Genomic DNA, 26,011 nt, shown 5'->3' with positions numbered 1-26,011 from the left:
CGATCGGCTGGCGTTTTTGATGATTAGTGGATTCCGCGCATATATACTTTGATTTTTGGTGCGAGTGCGAACAGAATCAAACTTAAGATGATGGCGACACCGCCGATGACTCCGAAATAGAGCATCTCATTCTCTGGTGAGTAGAACTTGACGAGCTGGGCGTTGATCCCTTGCGCGGCAGCGTTCGACAAGAACCAGAGTGACATCGTTTGAGCAGAGAACGCAGCGGGTGCAAGTTTAGTCGTAGCCGACAAACCGACCGGCGACAAGCTCAATTCTCCCAAGACGACGATGAAGTAACTCAAGACGAGCCAGAGCGGGTTAACGAGAGCATCCGGACCGCTGAAGTAAGCAGGGAGTAGGATGACCAAGAAACTGATCCCTGCAAACAAGATCCCGAAAGCGAATTTCGTCGGGATACTCGGCTCTCGGTCACCAAGGCGAACCCACAGCCAAGCGAATACCGGTGCGAGCAGAATGATGAAGAGCGGGTTCAACGACTGGAACCATGCCGGTGACAATGTGAATCCGAAGAATTCAAGGTCAGTCCGTGTATCGGCATAACTCGCAAGGATTGTTGCCCCTTGCTCTTGAATCGCCCAGAACATGACCGAAGCGATGAAGAGCGGGATATAGGCGATGATGCGCGAACGCTCGACCTCTGTCGTTTTCGGACTACGATACATGATGATGAAGTAAATCGTTGGAATCGCAATCCCGAACACTCCGACGAGTGAGATGAACGTGTTGATTGTGAACCAACCGAGTGGGATTAAGATTGCGAGCAAAATGGCAATCCCGATTGTGACGAGACTGACGATTCGAATCGTTTTCTTTTTCTCGTCTGGAGACAACGGGTTCGGTACATACGAACCAGCAAGCCCGAGGTTCGTCTTACGTGTCAACACGAAGACAACAAGTCCAACGAACATCCCGATTGCTGCAAGGGCGAAGCCCCAATGGAAACCGTAGTCTTTTTGAACTTGTCCAACGATAAGAGGCGAAATGAATGCGCCTAAGTTGATCCCCATGTAAAAGATACTGAATCCAGCGTCGCGACGGCGATCCGTTTCGCTATACATATCTCCTACGATGCTTGATACGTTCGGTTTCAATAAACCTGTACCAATAACAATCAACGCCATTGAGATGAATAAGAAGACGACGCTACCTGGAATCGAGAGGACGATGTGTCCGAGCATGATGAACACACCACCGTAGAAGACCGCGCGTGACGTCCCGAATACTCTGTCTGCAAGCCATCCCCCAATGACCCCTGACATATAAACGAGCGCACCATAGACGGACATGATGGACAGCGCGACATTACGGTCGAGCCCAAGTCCACCTTCAGAAACCTCATAGTACATATAGAATACGAGGATGGCACGCATGCCGTAGTACGAGAAACGTTCCCAAAACTCCGTGAAGAATAGGGTGAACAACCCTTTCGGTTGTCCGAAGAAGCCTTTTTGTGGAACACTGTCCACGATTGTCTGTTTATCGATCCTTTCCATGAAAGATCCCTCCTTAACCGTTTTATCATAAAAAGGATTATTATGATTGTAAAGTGAATTGAATGATAATTTCAAATTTTAATAAGAATGAAAAGAATGAAAAGACCACACTTTCTATAAAACAGAGAGTGTGGTCAATGAGTGATTACGCCGTTTTTTGCTTAGCTTCTGTCGCTTGAACGTGACGTCCGAGTTGCCAGTAAATAATACCTGACAGACAACTCGCGCCGCCGATCAAAATCAGTGCGATATGTCCGGCACGATGATCGAAGAAGACACTCGCGATAATCGGTGCCGTCACACCGCCAATCAGCCACTGGACACTCGCAGCACCATTGTAGGCACCGCGCATGTTCTCTGGCGCAATCAAGGCGATGAATGTCTGTTGGACAGGAGACATGATCATCTCGCCAAACGTGTAAAACGCGTAGACGGCGAGTAAAATCCCGACGAGTGGGAGATAAGGAACGTCGAGAGCGTACAATGCTCTCGGAACGATCGCGATCAAGATCATTCCAATCCCGAATACGGTAGCTCCAGCAAACATGACTTTCCCAAAAGGCTTATTTCCGAGCTTTGATGCAATCGGGAACTGGAAAAGAACGACGAGGATCCCGTTAAGTGCCAACAGGTAAGGGAATGGGTTTTGTTGATCCGTATACGTTGGGAGCGACTCTTTCAAAAAGAGCGGCAACATACTTTCGACGACCGAGAACCCCATTGATATGAATATACCCGCAAAGATAAAGATAAGAAACACGCGGTCGTTATAGAATACGCGCAACACTTCCCGGTTGCTCGGAGTCTCATCTTCTGTGAAATCCGGCAATGATTCGTGAATAAATATCCCAAGTACGAGGGCATACAAACCAAAGATGAAAGCAGCCGCAAAGAAAATGAGCTCCCGATCGATGAACAGTACCGCACTCCCGAGAAGAGGTCCAAATGCGGCTCCAATGTTATGTCCCATTCGTAAGAGACCGAACGCCTCGTTCATATGCTCGGGTTCCGTGACATCAGCGACCATTGCACTAGCAGCGGGGTGGAACAATGAATTGGTCAAGCCGAGCATGGCATTGAGTAAGAGCAACGGCCAAAACGAATCAGCGAACGCAAAACCGATGAGGGCGAGTGCGTCACCAACGATGGCAATCATCATGATTGGTTTTCGTCCGTATAGATCAGCAAGCCGTCCCCCAATCATCGAGCCGAGGAGCGCCATGATTGGTCCCGTCGCCATGATGATTCCGACTTGAAGATAGCTGTCTAACTGGTCACTATAATAAAGGACTAAGAATGGGGCAATCATGAACATCATGATTCCCGTGATTGTTTCTCCTAAGAAACGTATCCAAATGTTGCGGTCGAGTTGCTTGAGTGATTGAAACATACAGGTCACCTGCTTTATTTAATTTTAGACACAAAAGGGACGTCATATGCATGGAGGCATACGACGTCCCACGTTGTTTATGCATGCCTAGTTAGGCATGCGTCTTAGATATGAATCAATCGAAGAGGTGCCTGCCAATCAGTATGAACTTGAATGAATGGTTTCGAAGATACTACTGACATGGGAACCTCTCCTTTCTGTTAATTGTTGTTCTTCCCTTCAACTGTATGACACATTTCATCAATGTGTCAACAAATTATTGGAAGGATTTAGAGTAATTCATTTAAATTTTTTCGATTCAAACGATAATCAATCAGTCTAGACAAGACCACTTGAATCATCGCCGTGATCGGAACACTCACAAACATGCCGACGAGACCGAAGAGGCTTCCTCCGATAATAATCGATGTGATGACCCAAAACGGCGTAATTCCGACGCTGTCACCCAAAATCTTCGGCCCGAGCCACAACCCGTCAAATTGTTGCAACAAGAAGATGAACAAGAGCACCAATACGGCGGTGAACGGATCATAGAAGTAGGTGATGATAAACGCTGGGATCATCCCGAGCAGCGGACCGACGTAAGGGATAAAATTGAGCACCCCGACGATGACACCAAGAAGTAGCGCATATGGCGCCCCGATGATTAAGAGTCCGATGAAAGCGAGAACACCGATGATCAGACAATCGAGTGATTTACCGATGATGTATCGTTTAAAAATGTAATCCATCTCCTGAAAGATATCGATTGTCGTCTTCGCAGTGCCTACTGGTAAGAGCGCGTAGAGAAGACGCTTGAACATACGAGCGAAGACTTCTTTGTCTTTTAACAGATAGATGGAAATGACAATCCCGATCAAGAAGTTGATCAATGTCATTGTAAAACTAGAAACATAACCGACAGAAGAGAGGACGGCCGTCTCGACCCATCCGGAATAACGATCTTCGAAGCGCGCAAAATCAATCGCCTGGGCGATTGTCGCGTTATAGTCTTTCAAGTAATTATTTACATCACCTAAGAACGCATCGATTTGACGGATGTAGACAGGTAACTCCTCGATGAGTGATGATAGACTCGAGTAGATCCGCGGGAATAACGTGACAACCGAGATCGCTAAAATCCCGATAAACGTGATGTAGACAATGAGCAGACCTTGATATCGCTTCAAATGGAACCGTTCTTCAATATAAGAGAGTACGGTGTTAAGTAATAAAGCGATGGCAATCCCCATGATGATTGGGGTCAGTAACTGAAACGTGTACTGCAAAACACGTGAGATGGTATCCGGTTCACTGATGACCCGCCATAAGACGAGTAAAATCAGACCGATCACACTGAGTTTCCAAATAAGTTGACGATTAAGCTCCAATGCTCTATCCCCTCATACAAATATAATTTTTCTACTCTTTTACTATGAATGTTTTTTGAAAAGGATTCAATAGATGTTCACCTTGAAAAAAATGTTTGACACCGTTGGAAATGTCTGGTTAACTTAGGGACATACAAAAATTACATAGCGAATAACACTTTCTATCAAGAGAAGCGGAGGGACTGGCCCGATGAAGCTTCAGCAACAGATTGCAAAATACTGTGCTAATTCCAGCAAGGTGACCTTGAGAGATGGGAAGGTGGTTGACTACATACGTTTGTATTGAGCACCCCTTTCCTCAGAAAGGGGTGTTTTTTCGTATCAGGAGGAAGAATCATGGCAGATAGACGTTCACAGTTATTAAAATCTTTACCGACGCAACACTTCGTCGGATTGGCAGAAGAGGTCGCAGCGGTAGAGGCAAGCGGAAAGAGCGTCATCCGGCTCGGGCAAGGGACACCCGATTTACCGACACCCGCTCCAATCTGTGAGGCGCTCGAACGTGCCATCACGGACCCGGTCACACACCAATACGGTCCATTTCGTGGACAGACCCGCTTGAAAGAAGCGGTCGCATCATTTTACTCTCGTGAATATGGTGTCGAACTCGATCCGGAACGAGAAGTCGCGATTTTGATCGGTAGTAAATCAGGTTTGATCACCCTTCCACAATGCCTTCTCGAACCGGGTGACGGGATTTTGCTCCCGAACCCGGGTTACCCGGATTACATCTCGGGGGCGCGTCTGGCTGGTGCGGAAATCATCGATTTGACGTTAAAAGAGGAACACGGCTTTCTTCCGGACTATTCATCACTCGACCCGGCACACGCAAAGCTCATGTATTTGAACTACCCGAGCAATCCGACTGGGGCTGTCGCGACGCCGGCATTCTTTGAAGAAACCGTCGCGTTTGCGAAGAAGCATGATGTGATGGTCGTCCACGATTTCGCATATGGAAGTATCGGGTTCGACGGTTATGTTCCACCGAGCTTCCTTCAGGCAGATGGTGCGAAGGAAATTGGAATTGAAGTATACACAATGTCGAAGGCGTTCAATATGTCGGGATGGCGGGTCGCCTTTGCTGTTGGGAATGCGGATATCATCGAAGCCATCAACACATATCAAGATCACGTCCACGTATCTGTCTTCTCGGCGATTCAAGAAGCGGCCATCGTGGCATTAGAATCTCCACGTTACTTACGTGACGAACTTGCCTCACTTTACCAAACAAGACGAAACCGATTGATTAATGGGTTACGCCGAGCGGGGTGGGAGATTGAGGCACCGAAGGGTTCGTTCTTTGTATGGGCGAAAGTACCTGAGGGGGATGCAAAATCGTTCTCGACAAAGTTACTCCACGAGGCGGGAGTCGCCGTCACGCCAGGCTATTTCTTTGGAACAGAGGGAGAGCGACACATCCGTTTCGGTCTCGTATCGTCTGAACAGAAGATCGATGAAGCGGTAGAACGGATTGAGAGACTGTTTGCAGCCTATGAGGAGGTACATTTGTGATTCGTCAGGCCGTGCTCGAATATGACCATTCGCATGATGCGCTCGAGAACCTTCATACGTTGATTGGAAACCGGAAGGCACTAGTTTTGAAAGGATTGAACGGATACGGTGAAGCGGTTCGCGTGTTCCCTCGTCTAGCAAATCTTCCGAGTGTACAGTTCAACGGGGAATGTTCAGACGAAGAAGTGAATCGATTGGATGCCCATCGCCCGGACGTATGGGTTGCTATCGGAGGTGGTAAGTTGATCGATACGGCGAAACGAATTGCGGCCATTCAGTCGGTGCCGCTCATTGTCGTCCCGACACTCGTGTCAAACTGTGCCGCCTTCACACCTCTTAGCGTCATCTATACTGAGGAAGGATCCTATATCCGTTATGATACGTTTTCGGTCGTCATCGAGCGCGTCATCGCAGATGAACGACTGTTACGTGATTCACCTTACGACTATTTCAAAGCCGGCGTGATCGATACGGTCGCAAAGTGGTTCGAGGCCCGATATATTAGTGGGACGACATCAAAGGATGCAGGGATTCAGTCAGGGTTATCACTTGCTGCGCAGTGCGGGAAATTGATGGACTTGTCGATTCATGAACAGGACTTTCGTCGTTATGGAACGGACGTCCGATATATCGTCGACCATGTCCTCGCAATCGGTGGTGCGGTTGGTGGGTTCGGGGATGCCGGCACACGTGTTGCTGTCGCGCACGCCGTTCATAATGCGCTCAGTCGCTTTGATTCGACTCATCATTGGTTACATGGGGACAAGGTCGGGTTCGGATTGATTGTTCAAGAACGATTGATTAGGTCCGATGAAGCCATCCTTTTAGAGAGCTGGCTTGCATCCATCGATGCGCCGACTTCACTTACCCAACTTGGGATTCGTCCTGATCAAGTCGAAGAGTTGGTCACTTCGATCGTCGAAGAAATCACGATTCAAGGGATTCGGAATCTCGAAGATTCAGAGCAGTTAAAAGAAATTCTCATCAATCTACAAGAAGTGGTTTACAAATAATGCTTTTATCAGTAATATAATAACAAAATAATAGAACCGATTGCTTATCAAGAGTGGTGGAGGGACTGGCCCGATGAAACCCGGCAACCAGATCAGTATGATCATGGTGCTAATTCCAACAGACGAGACGTCTGGGAGATGAGCGTGTCCGACTTTCACTTGTCGTGCCCGCCGCTCTTCGTGAGTAGCGGGCTTTTCATTTGGAGGAGGAACTATTCATGAACATCAAACAAAAAACACTTTTGGCAGGTACGTCATTCCTTGCAGCAATCGCACTTTCCGCGTGTGGACAATCCGAGGCGAGCGAGACGCTCAGCACGGAAGAGCTGACGATCGGCGTGACCGGTGGCCCACACGAGCAGATTGCAGAGAAAGTACAAGAACTCGCGAAAGAGGACGGTCTTGAGATCGATATCAAAGTATTCAACGATTACAATACACCGAACACGGCCCTTGACGAGGGAAGCCTTGATGTGAACAGTTACCAGACGTTATCGTTCCTCGAACTACAAAAGTCAGACAAAGGTTATAAAATTGACGATGTGTTCAAGACCGTCGCTTTCCCGATGGGTCTTTATTCTGAGAAGTTGACAGATATCAAAGATTTAAAAGAAGGGGATAAAGTTGCCGTCCCGAACGATCCGGCAAACGAACTTCGTGCCTTGCGACTATATGAAACAGCAGGTCTGATCACATTAAAAGAAGGTCTGACGGATAAAGCAACAAAACGAGATATCGCAGAAAACCCGCTCAATTTAGAATTCATCGAGCTTGAAGCGTCGCAGCTTCCCACACAGCTACCGGAAGTAGCCCTTGCAGCCATCAATACGAACTTTGCGATGGGAGCAGGTCTCTCCATCAACGAGGATGCCCTGTTCCATGAGGACACGGTCGACAACCCATATCCGAACTATGTGGTCGTCCGCTCGGTCAACAAAGAAGATGAGGTCGTTGAGACATTGAAGTCTTACTACCATTCGGATGAAGTACGTGCCTTCATCGAAGAAGAATTCAATGGATCTGTCGTACCAGCGTTCTGAGGAGGGATTTGATGATTGAACTGAAACAAATCACCAAGCAATTTCACGTCAATGGAGATACGATCACCGCGCTTGACGACGTCTCCCTCACAATCGAAAAAGGAGAGATCTTCGGCATCATCGGGCGAAGCGGTGCTGGGAAGAGTACTCTCATCCGGATGATCAATCTATTAGAGCGCCCGACAGCAGGTGTCGTTGAGATTGAGGGACAAGACATCACACAATTAAAGAAAAAAGAACTCTCTTCGCTACGTCAGCGAATCGGCATGATCTTTCAACATTACAACCTATTAAAGACCGCGACCGTCGAAGAGAATGTCGCCATCCCGCTCCGCCTCGAAGGGCTCGGGAAGCTAGTCATCCGTGAACGGGTCGACCGCTATCTCGACATCGTCGGTTTATCTGAACATCGGAATCATTATCCGGAACAATTGTCAGGCGGTCAAAAACAGCGCGTCGCCATTGCACGAGCGCTCGCACATGAACCGGACATCCTCCTCAGCGACGAGTCGACGAGTGCCCTCGACCCTGAAACGACCGAGTCGATCTTAGAGTTGTTACTCGAAATCAACCGAGAGCTCGGATTGACCATCTTCTTGATCACGCATGAGATGGAAGTGATTGAACGAATCTGTGACCGAGTCGCCGTCATCGATCACGGCAACATTATTGAACAAGGCAACGTGTTGGATGTCTTCTCAAACCCGAGACACGAAACGACGCAGCGGTTCTTGAAGACGAATCTCGATGTTCCGGAAGAAGTGGTGTCGGAATTACAGACGCGAGGCACGCTCGTTCATTTATCATTCATCGGTAGTCAAACGGAGCAAGCGGTGCTCGCGCAGTTGACGAAACGATTCGGGATCTTACCGAACATCATCGGAGGCGGTATCAAGAAATTGAAAGCGGGTCTCGTCGGAAACCTGCTCGTTCACCTTGACGGAGACCATGAACAAACAGAACTCGCCGTTCGTTATTTGAAGACGAGTGGTGTACACGTAAGGGAGGTGTCGAATCATGCAACAGTTCTGGACAGACTGGGGTGACCTCATTTGGACGGGAACCATTCAAACGTTGACGATGACGAGCATCGCGCTCCTCATCTCGACACTGATCGGACTACCGCTCGGGACGTTACTCGTACTGACTAGACCGAACGGGCGTCTCGCAAACCGATTCGTGTGCGGCGGATTGTCGAGCGTCATCAACGTCATCCGTTCGATTCCGTTCATCATTCTCTTGTTTTTCATCTTGCCATTCACACGGTTCATCATGGGTACGACAATCGGGGTCCAAGGTGTACTTCTACCACTCATTGTCTTCACCGCCCCATACATCGCACGACTCATGGAGTCTGCTCTACTTGAAGTCGACCGCGGGGTCATCGAGGCGTATGAGGCGATGGGCATCTCGACGAGAAAGATCATCTGGTACGTACTCATCCGTGAGGCACGTTCTTCCATCGTTCTCGGATTGACGATTGCAACGATCGGGTTGATTGGTGCAACTGCCATGGCAGGTCTCGTTGGAGCCGGTGGGCTTGGAGATATCGCATATCAATACGGACACCTTCGTTTTGAACCGGAAGTGATGTATGTGACGATTTTCGTCCTCATCCTACTTGTTCAATCGATTCAGTCATTCGGAAACCGATTGGCAGCCAAATTAAAACGAGCCTAAAAAAGAATCGTGTCGCCTTGGCGACACGATTTATGCGTTGTGGAGCAACCGTTTTAGTTCAGCGATGCGGTCATGCCGAGGAATGAACGTCCGAATCTCTTTCTCACTGAAACCGACCTGGATGCGATGATGGTCGAAGACAATCGGACTCTTCAGGATTTGTGGGTTTGATGCGACAAAACTGTACAGTTCGCGGATCGACATCTCGTCGAGTTTCTCAGCCGCTTGTTTATAGACGCTCTTCTGTACCGACAGCAAGTCGGTCGTCCCATTCTCAGTCAGACTTAGCATTTCTTTAAATTCACCAAAGGATAAGCCTTGGTCTGTCAATTTCTTTTCGATGAAGGGAATCTTTTGTTCCCGCAACCAATCAATCGTTTTTCTGGAAGAACTGCAGCTCGTATGCGTGAATACCGTGACCGTCACGACAACCACTTCTCCTTTACATCAGTTTGGTTCTAACTATTATCTCTTTTTATACGTTACGTTTCGTGATTATGTTTCAAATCACATACAGTTTCTTTTTGATTGAAAGCGACTTCGTTCGGGTACAGATTTCAAGAGGAATCACATAAGGAGGAATGAAGATGTTTGATTATACTGTACAGTCTGACCGTACTGTTGAGGACGTCATCGCCCGTCTTGGAGAAGCGCTGAAAGATGAGTCATTCGGTGTATTATGGGACTTTGATTTGAGCGACACGTTAGAGAAAAAAGGGCAGGCCATTGAAGGGAAGTATCGCATCTTAGAAGTGTGCAACCCGAAGGCAGCAAAAGAAGTGCTGTCACAACAGTTAGAGGGAGGCTACTTCCTCCCGTGTAAAATCGCAGTGTTCGAAAAGGACAATCACACACAGATCGGCATGCCGAAACCGACAACGTTGATTCGTCTCATTGACGACAAATCGCTACAAGCCGTCGCAGCGGACGTCGAATCTAGACTGCAACGTGCGATCGACCAAAGTAAATAATCGATGTACCATCCGTTCATGAAACATGAGCGGATTTTTTTTCGTATAGGACAGTTAGATAATGGTAAAATTGGATAGAATGTTGACTGGAGGAGATATTTTGTTTAAAAGAGGGATTACAATAATACTTGGCGCTTCGTTGTTAAGCGCATGTGGAGCATCTGACATAGAAGTCATTCAATTAGATCACATAGAAAATCAATGGAATCTCGAGAGTTACACGAAAGAAGGAGAATTTGTTCAAGTACACGAAACGAGAGAAGTGCTCGAGGCATGTGAGGGTGAACGAACGGCGGAGCTAAATGGAGATGTCACTGTATATCAGACAGTGTTCGCAGGACGAAACGGGGTCGTGTCATCCATGGATCCGTACTCGATGAAAGTAGTTACCTATTTAGAAGGTGACGAACGATATGTTGTCTGTCGCGAAGATTATACGAATCAATGGATGGCGGAGACGATCGATAAGTTCCCGGACTTTGTAAATACATCTGAAGGAATCAGCGTCCCCCGATTACCTAGCCTTCATCAAACATCTTTATCCTCAAAAGATAAGCTAATGAAAACAGACGAACTGAACATCGATGAAATCGACATCATCCCGTTCCGAGATACATTACTTGAAATTGAACCGGCTCTATTCGGAGAGCTTGAACTAGAACTCGATGGTAAAGCGACGAGACATTCGCTCACTAGTTTTCAACCGACCGGAATCGATATGCCGCATCGACAGATTGCCATCGGACTCGATCGAAAAACATCTCAACCGTATATTCTTTTTTCATTCAATGAACGCTTTGTTTATCAGCAATTACAGTTTGAAGAACTAGAGGATCCTGCGTCAATAGAACAACAGTCCTTTGAAGAGTTAAGCGTCGACACCATCATCGAACCTGGAGAGATAAAAAAAGGAGAAGCGGTTCCCTTATATTCATTCCACTACATAAAAGATGGTGAACCAGTGACTGAAACGATGACGGTTCGCTTTATTGAAGGTACGTTACTGAAAGAAGGCGAAGAACCCGATTCGATGCTTGTAGAGTGGGTGCTGGACCAAGAAGACGGTTCAAGAGTCATTGCGCACCGTAAACCGTTTGATGGGAATTCACTCACTTATCCTGATTTCATCGAAATCTCGACGGAAGAATCTGAACAAGTCATGGAAGTATTGAAGGAGGCAGAACCGGTCGGCCGTAAGGGTGAACCTGCAGACTATCGATACTTGACGTTGATGGAAGGATGGAAAGGGCAAGAATTTGAAATCAGCTATAAACAGCGGTCAAAAAAAATCGACATCTATCTGACAGACCCGCTTCGCGAGCAGACATTTAAATTATCTAGTAAAGGGGCGGAAGTGTTCTTGGATATTTTCCCGGAGTACGAAAAATCATGATGAAACGACTATTATTCACGTTATGTACAGTTGGAATTTTATCGGGTTGTGGTGGTGAAGAGGTAAAGGTCGTCAAACTGGACCATATGCCATCACAATGGGATGTACGAGACATGAACAGCTTTACTACCGGGCCGGAGACGTGGGCGAGCGATTTACTCCTTGCATGCACCGATGACCCGGTTCCCCAAATTAATGAAGACGTCACGGTCTATCATTCGTATGTTTTGAACCGAAAAGCCATGATTTCGGACTACGATGCACATACCTATAAGCTAGTGACGTATGTAAAAGGCGAACAGAATTATGTCATTTGTCAGGACGGCTTTTCTCCAAAGATGAGAGTCGGACTTGTTGAGAAGTTCCCTTCGTTTGTACAGGCTTCTGAAGGTGTCACCATCCCAAGTAACCCGACAATTGCAAATGGAACTCCGGAACAAGAAGAGAGTCTGAAGGAAAGCGATTATTCCGATGTTTTCGAGGATCCCGTCAATCTCATTGACGAAACGATGATTCAAGTGACCCCTTCCTTGAATGGAAGTATCCATTTAACCATCGGAGAGGACGAAGGGATCTTTCCGCTCTCAATCATTGAACCTTATCACGCGCAAATGGGAAGCATGACAATCGCACTCGGCTACGACGAACAATCCAAAGAGGCTTACATTTTCGCTAAGTCGGAAGGTGGGTTACTTTCTTATGACCCGATTGTCCTTATAACAAAAGATGATTATTCGCAACCAGAGCAGCAACCAAAGCAATTTGAAGGGCTCAAAGTCGAGCGGGTACTGCAAGCAGAATCGCTCGAACCAGGTGTCGAGACACCGATTTACACATTCTCTTACATGGAGAACGGGAAACGTGTGACGGAAGATGTCCGTCTCACGTACACCGGTCGCGAATTTGCGACGGATGAATCGATCGAAGCAGACATAGAATCGAATCCCGCCGTACCAAGTGGTCCGTTCGTGTTCGTCCATAAGACTCCTTTAGACGAAAAAGCAACGATTGGTTACCCGAACGTGCTGCGGGCTGCAGGAATCGACATGTCTGATTTGATGGACGCAATCGATGAGGCAGAGCCGGTCAAGCGAAAAGGGGAGATAGAAGAGTACACGATGCTTACGTTCATCGACGGATGGGTCGGTCAGGAGTTTCAATTAAGCTTTCAGAGACGTTCGAAAAAGGTGGATGTGTACTTAACCGATGCAAAACGAAAGCAGACGTTCAAACTGACAAGTGAAGGTGCAGAAACGTTCTTCAGCTATTTTCCTGATTTGAAAGAGTAAAGGCGCCGATTGGCGTCTTTTCATTTGGTAAATACTTCAAACTTAAGATATTGACCTTCTATACAAAAAGGATGCAATGGATTGCTTCTCAATACGTTACACTGAGATTCACGATTTAGTACGAATATCCTACGAAGAAGAAAGGTTGCTATCTTTAATGAGTACATTGAACCAAAAAGTGATCCATTCAGAAGACGTATTCCGGTCCATCGAGACGAACATGGCGATGATACGGTTTGATCGTCAACGCCGGGTCGTCGATGTGAATGATACATTTGCAAAAGCGATGAAATACAGACGCGAGGAGATGATTGGCATGCAGCATCACTTGTTCTGTCCTTCATCCTTTGTCAATAGTCCAGAGTATTCGGCATTTTGGGAGAAACTTTGGAGCGGATTCAGTTTCTCGGATAAAGTGGAGCGAGAGAATGCAAAAGGAGAGACGATCTGGCTCGAGGCGACGTACATGCCAATCTTTGAAGGGGATGATGTCATCGGTGTCGTCAAAATCGCATCGGATATCACGGAGCGGCAACAGGTGATTGAGGATTATGCGTATCGCTTCAAATCGATGACCGATGTGCTCGATGAACGGGCGAAGACAGGTATGCAAGATACGAAAGTATTGAATGAGACGATTGAACGGCTTGCTAAAGATGCAGCGGACAACCTCCATGCCCTTCAGAACTTGCGTCGTCAAGCCGATGATATCGCGAAAATCGCACTGTCCATCAAAGAGATTGCCGCACAAACAAATCTATTGTCCCTGAATGCCGCCATCGAAGCCGCTCGCGCCGGTGAACATGGACTTGGATTTAATGTCGTGGCGACGGAAGTGCGGAATCTCTCCCGTATGGTGGAACGTGCGGTCGTCGACGTCAATTCAAATACGGAAGGGATGAACTTTGAACTACGAAAAATTGTAGAAGGTGTCACCGCATCCAATCAAGAAATTCAGTTGAGTGCAAAGACGATGGAACAAACGATGGATCGATTCCATGCGTTCGAGCAGGCCGCAGCCGAATTACATGATACGGCTGACACGTTCACTTCTAACTTATGAACCGATTGACCCTTTGATGGGTCAGTCGGTTTTTTTGAGTTGTAATGTATGGCCGTTCTCCTTCAACCAAGCTTTCGCTTGATCTGTTTCTGGATATACGGTACGTAACGTGTTCCAAAATGAGGCAGAGTGGTCGAAGTGGACGAGATGCACCCATTCGTGAGCGATGACGTAATCCATCATTTCTTTTGGTGCGAGCATGAGGCGGACGTTGATGGAGATGGTCCCGTTTGAACTACATGACCCCCAACGTGTCTTTTGGTGACCGATTCGAATCTTTTCCGCTTTTACGCCTAAGATTCTTTCGTAAGTCGGCGCCCGCTCGGTCACATATTCAAGCGCGCGTTCGCGTAGCCATGCCTCATAATGTTTAGACAGGGTGTTTTCGTCCCATGTCCCCGGTACGAAAAATGAGGAACCGTCATGTCTGAGTGTCGTGCCCTCATCTTTTTTGGTCGGATAGCTTTTTCCATGAAAGACGAGCCCCTCATCAAGAACAGACGTCTGTTTCGGAAGGTTGTGCCATGTATGACGAATCCATGAGTCGTGCTCTTCTAAAATGCGATCGACGACTCGTTTTGACAAACGTGCTGGGATACGTAGCTCGATGCCATTTGGTGTGACATAAAATGCGGCTTTTTTTCTTCGTTTATGTCTGACGATGTTGACGTTCATACATTACCTCCTCACTATATCTCGATTGAGTATAACGAAGTCGGCAAGAAACTGCCATGCTTTTTTGGCACGCAGTCGAATCAACTTTGATACAGTAAGAGGAGGAGGGATGAACATGAAATCAATTTTACAACAACAACTTGAACGTACTGGTACGAACTCAGTGAAGTGGGATGGGTTGGAGCGTTGGTTCCATCTGTCAGAAGAGGTCTTGCCGCTCTGGGTGGCCGACATCGATATCCGTACAGCACCGTCTATTTCGGAGGCACTCGCCAACAAGGCCGCTCAAGGAGAATTCGGCTATACCTTGTTCGCGCCTGAAGCGCAGGAAGCGGTTCGGTCTTGGTACGGGCGACGTCACGATATGGAGATTGATCCGAAGCATGTCTTATTCTCAAGTGGGGTCGTCCCCGCATTGACACATATCGTCGAGGCACTGACGGAAGTCGGGGATGGTGTTGTCATTCAGTCACCCGTCTACCCACCGTTCCATGAACTCGTCGTCGGTTCGAAACGACAGGTGTTCGATGCGCCGTTGAAAGAGAACGATGGACGCTATGAGATGGACTTTGTCGCATTAGAGGACGCGATGAAACAAGCGAAGCTCTTCTTGCTCTGTTCTCCGCATAATCCGGTCGGACGTGTCTGGACGAGAGCAGAACTGGAAAAGGTCGTCGAGCTTGCAAATCAATATGATGTCATCGTCGTCGCAGATGAGATCCATGCGGATTTGACGTTCCCTTCTCATAAACATACCGCAATCGGCTCACTCGACCCCCGTGTCATCACAGTAAGTGCGCCCTCAAAAGCGTTTAACATCGCAGGTTTATTTGCATCCTACATCATCTGTCCGGTCGATGAATGGCGGAAGCAGATCACGAAAGTACAGAACAAACATCACGTCCTCCCGACACCGTTTGCGAATACAGCTATCATCGCCGCCTATACAGACAAACGTGCGGAGCAATGGCTCGATCAGTTACGTGAAGAACTCGAGCAACAAATGAGCGAGGTCATCGACTCGATTGAAGCCCATCTACCGATGCTCCGTACGGCGCGTCCTGAGGCGAGCTATTTATTGTGGATCGACTTTTCGGAGCTCCCGATGTCTGCGGAGGAGAGAAAGTCTTGGCTACATCAAGACGTACGAATCTTCTTGTCACCGGGTACTCCGTTCGGTCCTCAAGGTGAAGCGTTTGAACGGATGAATATCGGGACGCGTCGCGAATTGCTAGACGAGGCAATCCAACGTCTCAGCACGCAAATGAAGCGAAAAGCGTTTGTGTAAAACGAGAATCGGGAAAAATTCACAATGAGATGATGAGAGAAAGTGAGTGGATGGGATGGAGACGATCAACTGGAAGAAAAAAATGGAGGAACAGCTAAGGCGCAGTGGATTCACCTTGCAAGTCGAAAACATGTCCAATATTCGCTTGACTGAGATTCATGCGAGTTCTTCTCCGTTGATCTCTTATCCGCTCCGTGTCCGATTGTATGAGCGGATGGGCTGGCTCATGTGTACGGTCGATTCGCCGACTCTTGACCGAAACGAGGACCATCCCTTATTCGAGCGGATGGTGACAGCCGTATTCGAACGAATCGTACGTCATTTATACAACGGATATGGATTCCATGTGCTGACGTTCATCGGTGATACCGGAAACTATATCGCGCCTAAAGATTCTGAGACAGGCGAGGTCGTCCGTCTCGTCGCTCACCTATGGAATGACCGTTCCTATATCCATCTCGACACATTCGAGGAATATCCGGCCTTATATGTGACCCCACCGTGGGCCCACCAGGCGTATGCTATCGAGAGTACGGATGAGGAATGGGTCATTTACGCAGGTAGGGGCGGTAGACCATCGACCGATTATCGGGCGGATGGGGTCGAGTTAAAGCCTCATCGTCTGGCAGACGGCGAACTCTTCTTCCCGGTCGACCGTATCTCAAAACACAAAGGCACACTCGCTCTTGCCGAATGGCTCCGACTTGAGCGGAGAGAAGTTGAGGACTTTATGATGTCGTTCATGCAGACGATCCGAAAGTTCGATCCTTCCTTCGGATTCGCATGGGGTGGTACAGAGACGTTCTTTCACGGCGTGCCGGTCGAGCCATATGCGCAAGTACTCAGACTCGAGAGCGGGAAGCGTCGCTATCGCGTTATGAACAATACGGCGAAGCGATTGTTTGCGGTATCGGATGACCCTAACGAATGTCTGAGGGAAGTGAGTCAGACGTTAGGGACCATCACGTTACCGGAACGACGAGTTTCAGCACTTGGCCAACTAATCATGGGGATTTGGCAACAGTTTGAGACCGATGAAGAGACGTATATCCAAGAAGTCGCATATCGGGATATCTCAAAATTTCAGATGGAAGAGAAAATCGGTCATGCTCTGGCGAATCAACAGCGTGTTCGTTGGATCGATAAGAATCATCCACACCAGAATGTGATTGAATATGCCCATCTCCGTATCACGTTCCCGAAACGACCACCGGGCCTTGTCACTGTCGAACCTGCTGAATCTGGACATGAAAGAGGTGCTTTATGAGAATTGTGGACGCACGTGCCATGCCGATCGACCATGAGGATTTGATTGCCGTCACATCATCATCGGTTTACTATCGTGAAAAGAAAGACGAGACGACTTTCTCCCTCTATCGTTTCGATGAAGAGGACGGGATGATTACACAGTTGAACCGTCGTCCCTATGAAGACTACGGCTATTCGAAACTCTTCGTGGATGGGGATCTCGTGTACTTCTTAAACGAGATACCAGACGGTGAAGGAATCATCAAGACAGAGTTGATCGCGTTCTCTTATAAAGCAGGGAAAGAAGAAATTGTAACGACATTTGAGAAGAGAGGGAATAGTACGCTATTCTGGGTACTCGATCATCGTTACTTCCTTTTTTTGACGGCATTTGAATCGTCTGATGAGGCATGGTTGTATGATCGGGTGACCGGTCAGCGGGAGCGCATTCGGGACGAGCGTCTAGTCGGGAAAACGGAACGATTCCGTGAACTGTATTTGTTCACGACGACATTCGCGGGTATCGCGTATATCGTCTGTAACGCCAGACTCGATGAATTTGACTACTATGATGCACTCGATAATGGACGAGTCTCTCCGGACGACCCGATTGACCATTCTGAGGCACTACTCATCTGTCCGCTCGAGGAAGCGATTGAGGCAATCTGGGATCAGCGGGATGAATTGCCATTCGATGATGTTCTCCGATTGCAAGGAGAAGGCGACACGGTACAATACCTTGGCGAAAACGAGGACATCCTTCGATTTTCAGCGTTCGTCGACTCTTTGAACGAAGAAGTCATCTATGACTTGACGGCACCTGATGTGTTACATGAAGTATCGGTTGTCGACTGGGGCGCCTACGAACCACTCGACTTCACATATGACGATGTCAGTTCGACAATCTTTATCAAGGTAGATGAGAGCGACATGCATACGGAAGTCATTGATATTGCGACTGGGGCACGTTATATCGACGTGGAACCGTTCGAGCGCGTGATTGGTCGTCGTTATCTCGTGCATGAGTTTACAGAGGGTCTTACGAGCGGTGTCGTCATTTTCGATTTAGAGACAGAGGAACGCTTTGCATATGAAAATGCCTATTATATGGTCATCGATGATGCCGTATTAATCCTATCCATGTCGAGCACATAAATATAAACACCACCCATTTATTAGGTGGTGTTTATATTTGGATATATAGTTTACATAACATATTATTGCAAACCTGATATCGCGTGTTTTTTCCGCTCGTCACCGATATGGGCATACACTTGTGTCGTGGCCACCGATTCATGACCGAGTAGCTGTTGAATCGTCAATACATCGATTCCGCTCATCGCCAGTCGTGTAGCAAACGTGTGGCGGAGCTTATGGGGTGTCACTTGTTTATATGACAAGAAAGGGAGATATGGTTTCAATCGATCGATATGGCCTTTTAACACGTGTTGAACCGTACGAACGGCAATTCGTCTCCCTTTTTCATTCTGAAATAACGCACCTTCACGTGACAATTGACGGTATTCGATGAGCAGGGGCTGAAGAGGACCTGCTATCGGGATGAGGCGTTCCTTGTTCCCTTTACCGATGACACGGATGGTCTCGGTCTCGAAGTTAATATCGGTCCAATTGAGTCCGACGAGTTCGGACACGCGCATACCCGTCAGTCCGAGAAGTTGGATGATCAAAAAGTCACGTTCGCGATTTGCCTCATACCAGCTCGCCTCACGGTTCGTCATCCCGACATTGCTTCGGACGAGCGTTGAGAAGTCGAGCCACTCCGACTCTGTCAAATAGATCGGGTTCCGTTTGCCTCGCTTCGGGCGCTCCACGGCCTGAAATGGATTGGTTGTGGCCTGGTTCGTCTCAATCAAATAATTGAAGAGTGATTGTAACGTGGAGAGTTTTCGATTGATGACACTCGGGGCGTTCTCGAGCTCGAGGGCGAGGTAAGTCGCATATGCTTCTGCACCCGCGTGATCGATTTCCGTAAATGCCGCCAAATCAATTGTCTCGGGTTCTAACTCAGTCCCGCTCACGTGTTCGACCCAACGGAAGAAATCCAATACATCATAGACATAGCGTTGAGCGGTCTGTTTGGAGTAGTGCTTAGCCGCTAAGTGGTGGAAGAACTGTTGGATGAACACAGGTAATCGGTGCAATCCGTTCAGCTCAAACCGTTTCAAGTTCGTTGTCGTCGGCCGTTGTCCGAGTTGACGGAAGATACTCATTGAACCTCTCCTTTTCTTACGAATCTAACTTGATTCTTTCCATTTTGTTTTCCTTTACGCAAATAATCATCTGCCTCTTTCACGATCTCCTCTAACGTATCGAACTGTGTACGCACGGCAAGTCCGAACGTCATCGTGATATGGAGTTGTTCACCTTCGTATTCCAAACGTGTGGATTCGATTTGATGTCGCAACTGTTCCGTTATGGCGTAAACGTCTCCAGACGAGTTCGTATAGAAGAGCAAAAACTCTTCACCACCCCAGCGTATGGCAAGTCCGTCAACCGAGGACAGGATGGATGCGACTTGTTGGATGACACGGTCTCCACAATCGTGGCCATACGTCTCATTGAACGACTTGAATCCGTCGATGTCACATAGCGCAATGGCATAAGAGATGCCGTCACGACTAGCCTGCTCGATGGATTCCGAGACGCGTTCGTGCCCGATTTTCCGATTCAGCAGCCCGGTCAATCCATCTGTCGAAGCGAGAACCTGCAATTGTTCGTTCGATTGCTCGAGTTCATCCGTCACCTCGACGACGGCTGATTCAAAGATGAAAGAGAGACCGGCGATCATCATGACCGTCGAAAGGATACAAAAGAGCCCAAGCGCCTGTTCAATAGGTTGCGGCAAAGTCACCATTCCGTCTGACACATTGACGAAGAGGATACTATAAATCACCATTGCGAGGGCGGTCGTCAAGATTCGTTGTCCTTTTGTCACGCTCGGCATGAAAAAGACGCCATAGGCCATCATGAGGATGAAATAATGCATGTTGACATCCCAACCGAGAATGATGGTCGAGATGATTGCGTTATACACGACTTCGATGAACAGCCCGGTAAAGAAAATGCCGTACCATCGCTTATGTACAAAATAAAATGAAATCGTGTAATATAGGACGCTCACTCCATTAGAGATGAACAAAGAGGTAATATCAAATCGCCAGAATAACAGACAGAACAAGAGATGAACGAACCAGGCGATGAGGTTGCCATAAAACATGATGCGTTCATTATATAGCGTTCCGCGACGGGCATCATATATTGTTCCCATCTCACACCTCCTCTCATTCAGTATAGCGAAAGAACGCTAGTATTTATATAAAAGTCATCAAAATCATCCATGAAAAGACCTTATAACACGTCCTTATTGTTGCGTGAAATAGATATTTCACGCAATGTTTATGAGTTACATGATTGTTTCTGAATCGAGTAGTTAATCGACCAATAATTTTTAACGCGAAATAAATGGTAGACAATAATTTGTTATGTAAACCATATTGATTTGTCTTGAAATTGTAATGTTGAACCATTATACCTTATGATGAAAATTGGACTTGAAACGGCAAGTCAGGTAACGTTACACTGTAAACGTAAACCAAAGGGGGATTTTGGATGGATGATCAGCGTTTGAAGCAACTTTTGTCTGAAGCGAAGACCATCGCGGTCGTCGGCGTGTCCGACAACCCGAACAAGACGGCCAACCAGATTGCGGAGTACTTACTACGTGTCGGGTATACCGTCATCCCTGTCAACCCGATGCTCGAGGAGTGGAACGGCCGCAAGGCATATCCGTCCGTCGAGAGCATCCCGGGTAGAATCGATATCGTCGACGTGTTCCGTCGCAGTGAGTTTTTAGCAGGTGTCGCGGAAGATGCGGTACGACATGGGGATGTCGGGCTCGTCTTCAACCAGCTCGGTCTCTCAAGTCCAGAGGCGGAGCAAATCGCACGCGATGCCGGGCTCGATTACATCGAGAACCGCTGCCTGTACGTGGAGCATGCTCGTCTACTCGGATAAGACCTACCTCCTTGGTAGGTCTCCTTTTTTTCAGCAACGGCTGACAAGGGAGGCTTGCCAGAATCGATGAACAGCTATACAATAGGAAAGAAAAACGAACGTGTGTTCGAAATTGAGGTGACTGCTATGTCAACAGATCTATTTAATTACAACGAAGACGCCATCCAGGTGCTCGAAGGACTCACGGCCGTACGAAAACGACCGGGGATGTACATCGGGTCAACCGACCATCGCGGGCTTCACCATCTCGTCTATGAGATCGTCGACAATGCGATCGATGAGGCGCTCGCCGGGTTCGGTGGTCAAATCGATGTAACGATTCATAAAGACGATGCGATCACGGTCCGTGACCACGGACGTGGGATGCCGACAGGGATGCATGCCTCTGGAAAACCGACACCTGAAGTCATCTTCACGGTTCTCCATGCCGGTGGGAAGTTCGGGCAAGGCGGTTACAAGACGTCGGGCGGTCTCCACGGGGTAGGTGCCTCGGTCGTCAACGCACTCTCGAGCAAGGTCGTCGTGACCATCCATCGCGACGGGAAAGTGTTCGAGCAAACATTTGCGGACGGTGGCGTGCCGCAGACGACACTCCTTGAGACGGGTAAGACGCGCCAAACCGGGACGAGCGTCTATTTTAAACCGGATGCATCGATCTTCTCGACGACAACGTATAACTATGACACGCTCGCCGAACGCCTTCGTGAATCGGCTTTCCTTTTAAAAGGATTGACGATTACGCTGACGGACGAGCGTACCGATAAACAAGAGACGTTCCATTACGAGGATGGGATCGCTGAATTCGTTCAATATTTAAATGACGATAAGGCGACGCTTCACCCGATCGTCTACTTCGAAGGGACAGAGAACGAAATTGAGATCGAGCTCGCATTCCAGTTCACAGACGCCTATTCCGAGAACGTCCTCTCATTCGTCAACAACGTCCGAACGCGTGATGGCGGTACGCATGAGGTCGGTGCCAAGACGGCAATGACCCGGATCATGAATGAATATGCACGGAAGAACGGATTGCTCAAAGAGAAGGACAAAAATCTAGACGGTGGCGATGTCCGTGAAGGACTCACGCTCATCGTCTCGGTTCGAATCCCTGAGGAGTTCCTCCAGTTCGAGGGCCAAACGAAGTCGAAACTTGGCTCCCCAGAGGCACGTGCGAGTGCCGATAGCGTCATGGCGAAGCAACTGACGATCTTCCTAGAAGAGAACCCACAGATGGCCACGATGCTCATCAAAAAGGCGATTCGCGCGGCTCAGGCGCGTGAGGCGGCACGAAAAGCACGTGAAGAGGCACGGAACGGTAAGAAGAAGAAACGTTCGAGCATCTTGAACGGGAAATTGACGCCGGCGACATCGAAGAATGCCGCGAAGAACGAACTGTTCCTCGTCGAGGGTGACTCGGCCGGTGGTTCCGCCAAACAAGGGCGTGACCGGACGTTCCAAGCCATCCTTCCGTTACGCGGGAAAGTCATCAACTCCGAGAAGTCAAAACTCCAGGACATCATGAAGAATGAAGAAATCAATACGATCATCCATGCGATCGGTGCCGGAGTCGGTCATGATTTCGATTTGGATGACTGCAACTTTGACAAGATCATCATCATGACGGATGCTGATACAGATGGTGCGCATATCCAAGTGCTCCTTCTCACGTTCTTCTTCCGTTATATGCGACCGCTCGTTGAGGCAGGCCGTGTGTTCGTCGCCTTGCCACCGCTCTATCGCATCTCAAAAGGGAAAGGCAAGTCCGAGCAATTCGACTACGCTTGGGACGAAGAAGCACTCGAGAAGTTGGTCAAAGTGTATAAGAAAGGCTATATCCTCCAGCGCTACAAAGGTCTCGGTGAGATGAACGCGGACCAGTTGTGGGAGACGACGATGAACCCGGATACCCGTACGCTCATCCGTGTCACGGTGGACGACGCGGCCGTCGCGGACAAGCGTGTCTCGGTCTTGATGGGTGATAACGTCACGCATCGCCGTGAGTGGATCGAGGAGAACGTCGCCTTCGGACTCCAGGAAGATGATTCGATCATCGCCAATGAACATGTGACTAAAGCGATTGAGGAAGTGATGTAACGATGTCGACGATTCAACACATTTTAAACTTATCTCTCGAACAGGTCGTCGGTGACCGGTTCGGGCGTTATTCAAAATATATCATTCAAGACCGTGCCTTGCCGGACGCACGCGACGGGCTCAAGCCCGTACAACGTCGTATCCTTTATGCGATGCACCATGAGGGGAATACGAACGATAAGCCGTACCGGAAGTCTGCGAAGACGGTCGGGAACGTCATCGGGAACTATCACCCGCATGGTGACTCGTCCGTCTATGAGGCGATGGTACGTCTCTCTCAGGACTGGAAACTACGCTATCCGCTCATCGACATGCATGGGAACAACGGGTCGATGGACGGTGACCCGGCAGCGGCCATGCGTTATACAGAAGCCCGTCTCTCGAAGATTGCTGGGGTGATGCTGACGTCGATCGCGAAGAATACGGTCGACTATACGCCGAACTTTGATGATTCGACGGAGGAGCCGCTCGTCTTGCCGTCACTCCTCCCGAACTTGCTCATGAACGGGACGACAGGGATCTCAGCGGGTTATGCGACAGAAATCCCGCCGCATAACTTGACGGAAGTGCTCAACCTCGCCATCGCACGCCTGAAAGGTCAGGTCGATACGGCGAAAGACGCCATCGAGTATGTCACAGGACCTGACTTTCCTACCGGAGGGACGGTCATGGGGAAAGAAGGCATCCTAAAGGCGTTTGAAACCGGCAAGGGTAAGGTCATCATCCGCGCGAAATCAGAGATTGAGCAGCTAAAAGGTGGCCGTGAACAGATCACGATCACCGAACTCCCTTATGAAGTGAACAAGGCGAACCTCGTCAAAAAAATGGAAGAGCTCCGTCTCGACAAAAAGGTCGAAGGTGTCGCGGAAGTCCGTGATGAGACGGACCGGACCGGCCTTCGTGTCGTCATCGAATTGAAGAAAGAGGCAGACGCGGAAGGTGTCCTTCACTTCTTCTTGAAGCATACGGACCTGCAGCTCGCCTATAACTACAATATGGTCTCCATCGTGAACCGGACACCAAAACAGATGGGCATCATCCCGGTCATCGACGCCTATTTGAAGCACGTCGAAGAAGTGGTCACACGCCGCACGACGTTCGAACTCGAACAGGCGAAAAAACGGGCCGAAATCGTTGATGCCTTGGAGCAAGCCATCTCGGTCCTCGATGAGACGCTTGAATTGATCCGTTCCGCGAAAGATAAAGCGGACGCGAAGAAGAAACTGATGGAGCGGTTCTCGTTCACAGAACGCCAGGCCGAAGCGGTCGTCATGCTCCAATTGTACCGACTCACGAACACGGACATCGTCGAATTGCAAAAAGAAGCAAAGGCGCTCCAAAAAGAGATCGCTCGCCTCTCGAACATCCTTGACGTGGATGCGACGAAACGGAAGTTGATCGTGAAAGAACTCACGGCGCTGCGTGATGAGTTCGGGGATGACCGTCGTTCGGTCATCGAGTCGGAAGTCGAAGAACTGAAGCTGAAGACGGAAGTCATGATTGCCGTTGAAGAGACGATGGTCTTCGTCAGCCGTGACGGATACGTCAAACGTGCCTCGATGCGCTCATATGGCGCCTCAAGTGACGTCTTGCCGGAGATGAAGGAGAAGGACCGTCCTCTCCTCACGACACAAGCGATGACGACAGACCACTTGCTCGTCTGGACGAACAAAGGAAGCTACCTCCTCATCCCAATCCATCAGATCCCTGAGTCGAAGTGGAAGGATGCCGGTCAGCATGTCGCCAACCTCGTCCCGATCGAAGGGGAACAGGTCATCTCGGCAGATGTTGTCTCGACTTTCGAGACGGACGCTCATTGCCTCTTCGTGACAAAAGACGGAATGGTCAAACGTACGCCGTTACGCGACTATGACGCGCAGCGGAAGTCGAAGCCGCTCATGGCCTTGAAGCTAAAAGGTGACGATGAGGTTGTCTTCGCAGGGATCAGTGACGGTCCTGGACAGTTGTTCCTCGTCTCAGAGCGTGGATACGGGCTCTGGTTCAAAGAGGATGACGTCCCGGTCGTCGGACAGCGGGCAGCCGGTGTGAAAGCGATGAACTTGAAAGACGGAGACGTCGTCGCCGATGCCTTCTCGTTCTTCACGCCGCCGTTATTCGTTCTCGTGACGCAGCGTGGAGCGGTCAAGAAGATGAAACTTGAAGACCAGTTCGATTGCACGAACCGCAACCTCCGCGGAACGATGCTCATTCGTGAAGTCAAATCTAAACCGCACCAGATTCGTCGTGTGCTCCCTGTACATGGGGATGAGACCTTGCATATCGTCGGAAAAGAGAAAGCAAAACAAGTGAAGACAAAAACGCTCACGCTACTTGATCGCTACGCCAACGGGTCGTTCGTCTTCGACGAAGATTCATTCGGTGAGATCGAGGACGTGTATCTCGATTAAAGAAAAGACCTGTCGATCGGCATAA

Annotated in this window: 22 protein-coding genes and 2 riboswitches; of the genes, 15 read left to right on the top strand and 7 right to left on the bottom strand. The window is 48.7% G+C overall.

Annotation, left to right across the window (positions count from 1 at the left end):
* Positions 1-23: 23 nt before the first annotated feature.
* The 3 genes from LCM29_RS04485 to LCM29_RS04475 all read right to left on the bottom strand — a co-directional run bounded on the left by LCM29_RS04485 (position 24) and on the right by LCM29_RS04475 (position 4,277).
* Positions 24-1,517, bottom strand: a complete 1,494-nt coding sequence (locus LCM29_RS04485) for a peptide MFS transporter (RefSeq protein WP_214874420.1) — start codon at positions 1,515-1,517, stop codon at positions 24-26.
* Positions 1,518-1,662: 145 nt separating this feature from the next.
* A complete protein-coding gene (locus tag LCM29_RS04480; RefSeq protein ID WP_224861163.1) occupies positions 1,663-2,907 on the bottom strand; it encodes an MDR family MFS transporter in 1,245 nt (414 codons plus the stop codon).
* Between the two features lie 269 nt (positions 2,908-3,176).
* Positions 3,177-4,277, bottom strand: a complete 1,101-nt coding sequence (locus LCM29_RS04475; RefSeq protein ID WP_224861161.1) for an AI-2E family transporter — start codon at positions 4,275-4,277, stop codon at positions 3,177-3,179.
* 158 nt (positions 4,278-4,435) lie between these two features.
* Positions 4,436-4,535, top strand: a riboswitch (SAM riboswitch).
* Between the two features lie 78 nt (positions 4,536-4,613).
* Between LCM29_RS04475 and LCM29_RS04470 the strand changes: the two genes are divergently transcribed.
* From LCM29_RS04470 to LCM29_RS04450, 5 genes are all read left to right on the top strand, one after another.
* A complete protein-coding gene (locus LCM29_RS04470; RefSeq protein ID WP_224861159.1) occupies positions 4,614-5,789 on the top strand; it encodes an aminotransferase class I/II-fold pyridoxal phosphate-dependent enzyme in 1,176 nt (391 codons plus the stop codon).
* Positions 5,786-6,802 (top strand): iron-containing alcohol dehydrogenase, encoded by a 1,017-nt coding sequence (locus LCM29_RS04465; RefSeq protein WP_224861158.1) that lies wholly within the window; start codon positions 5,786-5,788, stop codon positions 6,800-6,802. The genes LCM29_RS04470 and LCM29_RS04465 overlap by 4 nt, the downstream gene beginning before the upstream one ends.
* A gap of 41 nt (positions 6,803-6,843) precedes the next feature.
* A riboswitch (SAM riboswitch) is annotated at positions 6,844-6,947 on the top strand.
* Positions 6,948-7,020: 73 nt separating this feature from the next.
* Positions 7,021-7,842 (top strand): MetQ/NlpA family ABC transporter substrate-binding protein, encoded by an 822-nt coding sequence (locus LCM29_RS04460; RefSeq protein ID WP_214874416.1) that lies wholly within the window; start codon positions 7,021-7,023, stop codon positions 7,840-7,842.
* An 11-nt stretch (positions 7,843-7,853) separates the two neighbouring features.
* Positions 7,854-8,888, top strand: coding sequence for a methionine ABC transporter ATP-binding protein (locus tag LCM29_RS04455; protein WP_224861157.1), 1,035 nt, complete (start codon positions 7,854-7,856; stop codon positions 8,886-8,888).
* A complete protein-coding gene (locus tag LCM29_RS04450; RefSeq protein WP_224861156.1) occupies positions 8,860-9,522 on the top strand; it encodes a methionine ABC transporter permease in 663 nt (220 codons plus the stop codon). The genes LCM29_RS04455 and LCM29_RS04450 overlap by 29 nt, the downstream gene beginning before the upstream one ends.
* Positions 9,523-9,552: 30 nt before the next feature.
* Here LCM29_RS04450 and LCM29_RS04445 read toward each other — a convergent pair whose 3' ends face one another.
* The gene (locus LCM29_RS04445; RefSeq protein WP_012726343.1) at positions 9,553-9,948 is read right to left on the bottom strand and encodes a Spx/MgsR family RNA polymerase-binding regulatory protein; all 396 of its coding nucleotides are present in this window, start codon (positions 9,946-9,948) and stop codon (positions 9,553-9,555) included.
* A 161-nt stretch (positions 9,949-10,109) separates the two neighbouring features.
* On the opposite strand from LCM29_RS04445, the gene LCM29_RS04440 reads away from it, so the two are divergent.
* The 4 genes from LCM29_RS04440 to LCM29_RS15245 all read left to right on the top strand — a co-directional run bounded on the left by LCM29_RS04440 (position 10,110) and on the right by LCM29_RS15245 (position 14,238).
* Entirely contained in the window at positions 10,110-10,493 is a 384-nt protein-coding gene (locus tag LCM29_RS04440; protein ID WP_214692464.1) for a DUF302 domain-containing protein, read from the top strand.
* A 100-nt stretch (positions 10,494-10,593) separates the two neighbouring features.
* The gene (locus tag LCM29_RS04435) at positions 10,594-11,886 is read left to right on the top strand and encodes a hypothetical protein (protein ID WP_224861155.1); all 1,293 of its coding nucleotides are present in this window, start codon (positions 10,594-10,596) and stop codon (positions 11,884-11,886) included.
* Positions 11,883-13,175, top strand: coding sequence for a hypothetical protein (locus tag LCM29_RS04430; RefSeq protein WP_224861154.1), 1,293 nt, complete (start codon positions 11,883-11,885; stop codon positions 13,173-13,175). The genes LCM29_RS04435 and LCM29_RS04430 overlap by 4 nt, the downstream gene beginning before the upstream one ends.
* A gap of 157 nt (positions 13,176-13,332) precedes the next feature.
* Entirely contained in the window at positions 13,333-14,238 is a 906-nt protein-coding gene (locus tag LCM29_RS15245; RefSeq protein WP_318247815.1) for a methyl-accepting chemotaxis protein, read from the top strand.
* A 21-nt stretch (positions 14,239-14,259) separates the two neighbouring features.
* Here LCM29_RS15245 and LCM29_RS04415 read toward each other — a convergent pair whose 3' ends face one another.
* Positions 14,260-14,913 (bottom strand): M48 family metallopeptidase, encoded by a 654-nt coding sequence (locus LCM29_RS04415; protein ID WP_224861153.1) that lies wholly within the window; start codon positions 14,911-14,913, stop codon positions 14,260-14,262.
* 115 nt (positions 14,914-15,028) lie between these two features.
* Here LCM29_RS04415 and LCM29_RS04410 point away from each other — a divergent pair, with 115 nt between their 5' ends.
* The 3 genes from LCM29_RS04410 to LCM29_RS04400 are packed head-to-tail and all read left to right on the top strand — an operon-like array spanning position 15,029 to position 18,604.
* On the top strand, positions 15,029-16,201 hold the full coding sequence (locus LCM29_RS04410) for a MalY/PatB family protein (RefSeq protein WP_224861151.1): 1,173 nt from the start codon (positions 15,029-15,031) through the stop codon (positions 16,199-16,201).
* A 55-nt stretch (positions 16,202-16,256) separates the two neighbouring features.
* The gene (locus LCM29_RS04405; RefSeq protein WP_224861149.1) at positions 16,257-17,468 is read left to right on the top strand and encodes a hypothetical protein; all 1,212 of its coding nucleotides are present in this window, start codon (positions 16,257-16,259) and stop codon (positions 17,466-17,468) included.
* Positions 17,465-18,604 carry a hypothetical protein gene (locus LCM29_RS04400; RefSeq protein ID WP_214874407.1) on the top strand — a complete coding sequence of 380 codons (1,140 nt, stop codon included), beginning with the start codon at positions 17,465-17,467 and terminating at the stop codon, positions 18,602-18,604. The genes LCM29_RS04405 and LCM29_RS04400 overlap by 4 nt, the downstream gene beginning before the upstream one ends.
* Positions 18,605-18,666: 62 nt before the next feature.
* Here LCM29_RS04400 and LCM29_RS04395 read toward each other — a convergent pair whose 3' ends face one another.
* Positions 18,667-19,680, bottom strand: coding sequence for a tyrosine-type recombinase/integrase (locus LCM29_RS04395; RefSeq protein WP_224861147.1), 1,014 nt, complete (start codon positions 19,678-19,680; stop codon positions 18,667-18,669).
* Positions 19,677-20,738, bottom strand: a complete 1,062-nt coding sequence (locus LCM29_RS04390; protein ID WP_224861145.1) for a GGDEF domain-containing protein — start codon at positions 20,736-20,738, stop codon at positions 19,677-19,679. Before LCM29_RS04390 ends, LCM29_RS04395 begins: the two co-directional genes overlap by 4 nt.
* A 341-nt stretch (positions 20,739-21,079) precedes the next feature.
* Between LCM29_RS04390 and LCM29_RS04385 the strand changes: the two genes are divergently transcribed.
* The 3 genes from LCM29_RS04385 to parC all read left to right on the top strand — a co-directional run bounded on the left by LCM29_RS04385 (position 21,080) and on the right by parC (position 25,986).
* Entirely contained in the window at positions 21,080-21,484 is a 405-nt protein-coding gene (locus LCM29_RS04385; RefSeq protein ID WP_074034448.1) for a CoA-binding protein, read from the top strand.
* A gap of 126 nt (positions 21,485-21,610) precedes the next feature.
* Positions 21,611-23,578 (top strand): DNA topoisomerase IV subunit B, encoded by a 1,968-nt coding sequence (gene parE / locus LCM29_RS04380; protein WP_224862736.1) that lies wholly within the window; start codon positions 21,611-21,613, stop codon positions 23,576-23,578.
* 2 nt (positions 23,579-23,580) lie between these two features.
* On the top strand, positions 23,581-25,986 hold the full coding sequence (parC, locus tag LCM29_RS04375; RefSeq protein WP_224861143.1) for a DNA topoisomerase IV subunit A: 2,406 nt from the start codon (positions 23,581-23,583) through the stop codon (positions 25,984-25,986).
* Positions 25,987-26,011: the final 25 nt, after the last annotated feature.

It is taken from the genome of Exiguobacterium aestuarii (assembly GCF_020171655.1).
Classification (GTDB): Bacteria; Bacillota; Bacilli; order Exiguobacteriales; family Exiguobacteriaceae; genus Exiguobacterium; species Exiguobacterium aestuarii_A.
This window is presented reverse-complemented; position numbering and strand designations above follow the sequence as displayed.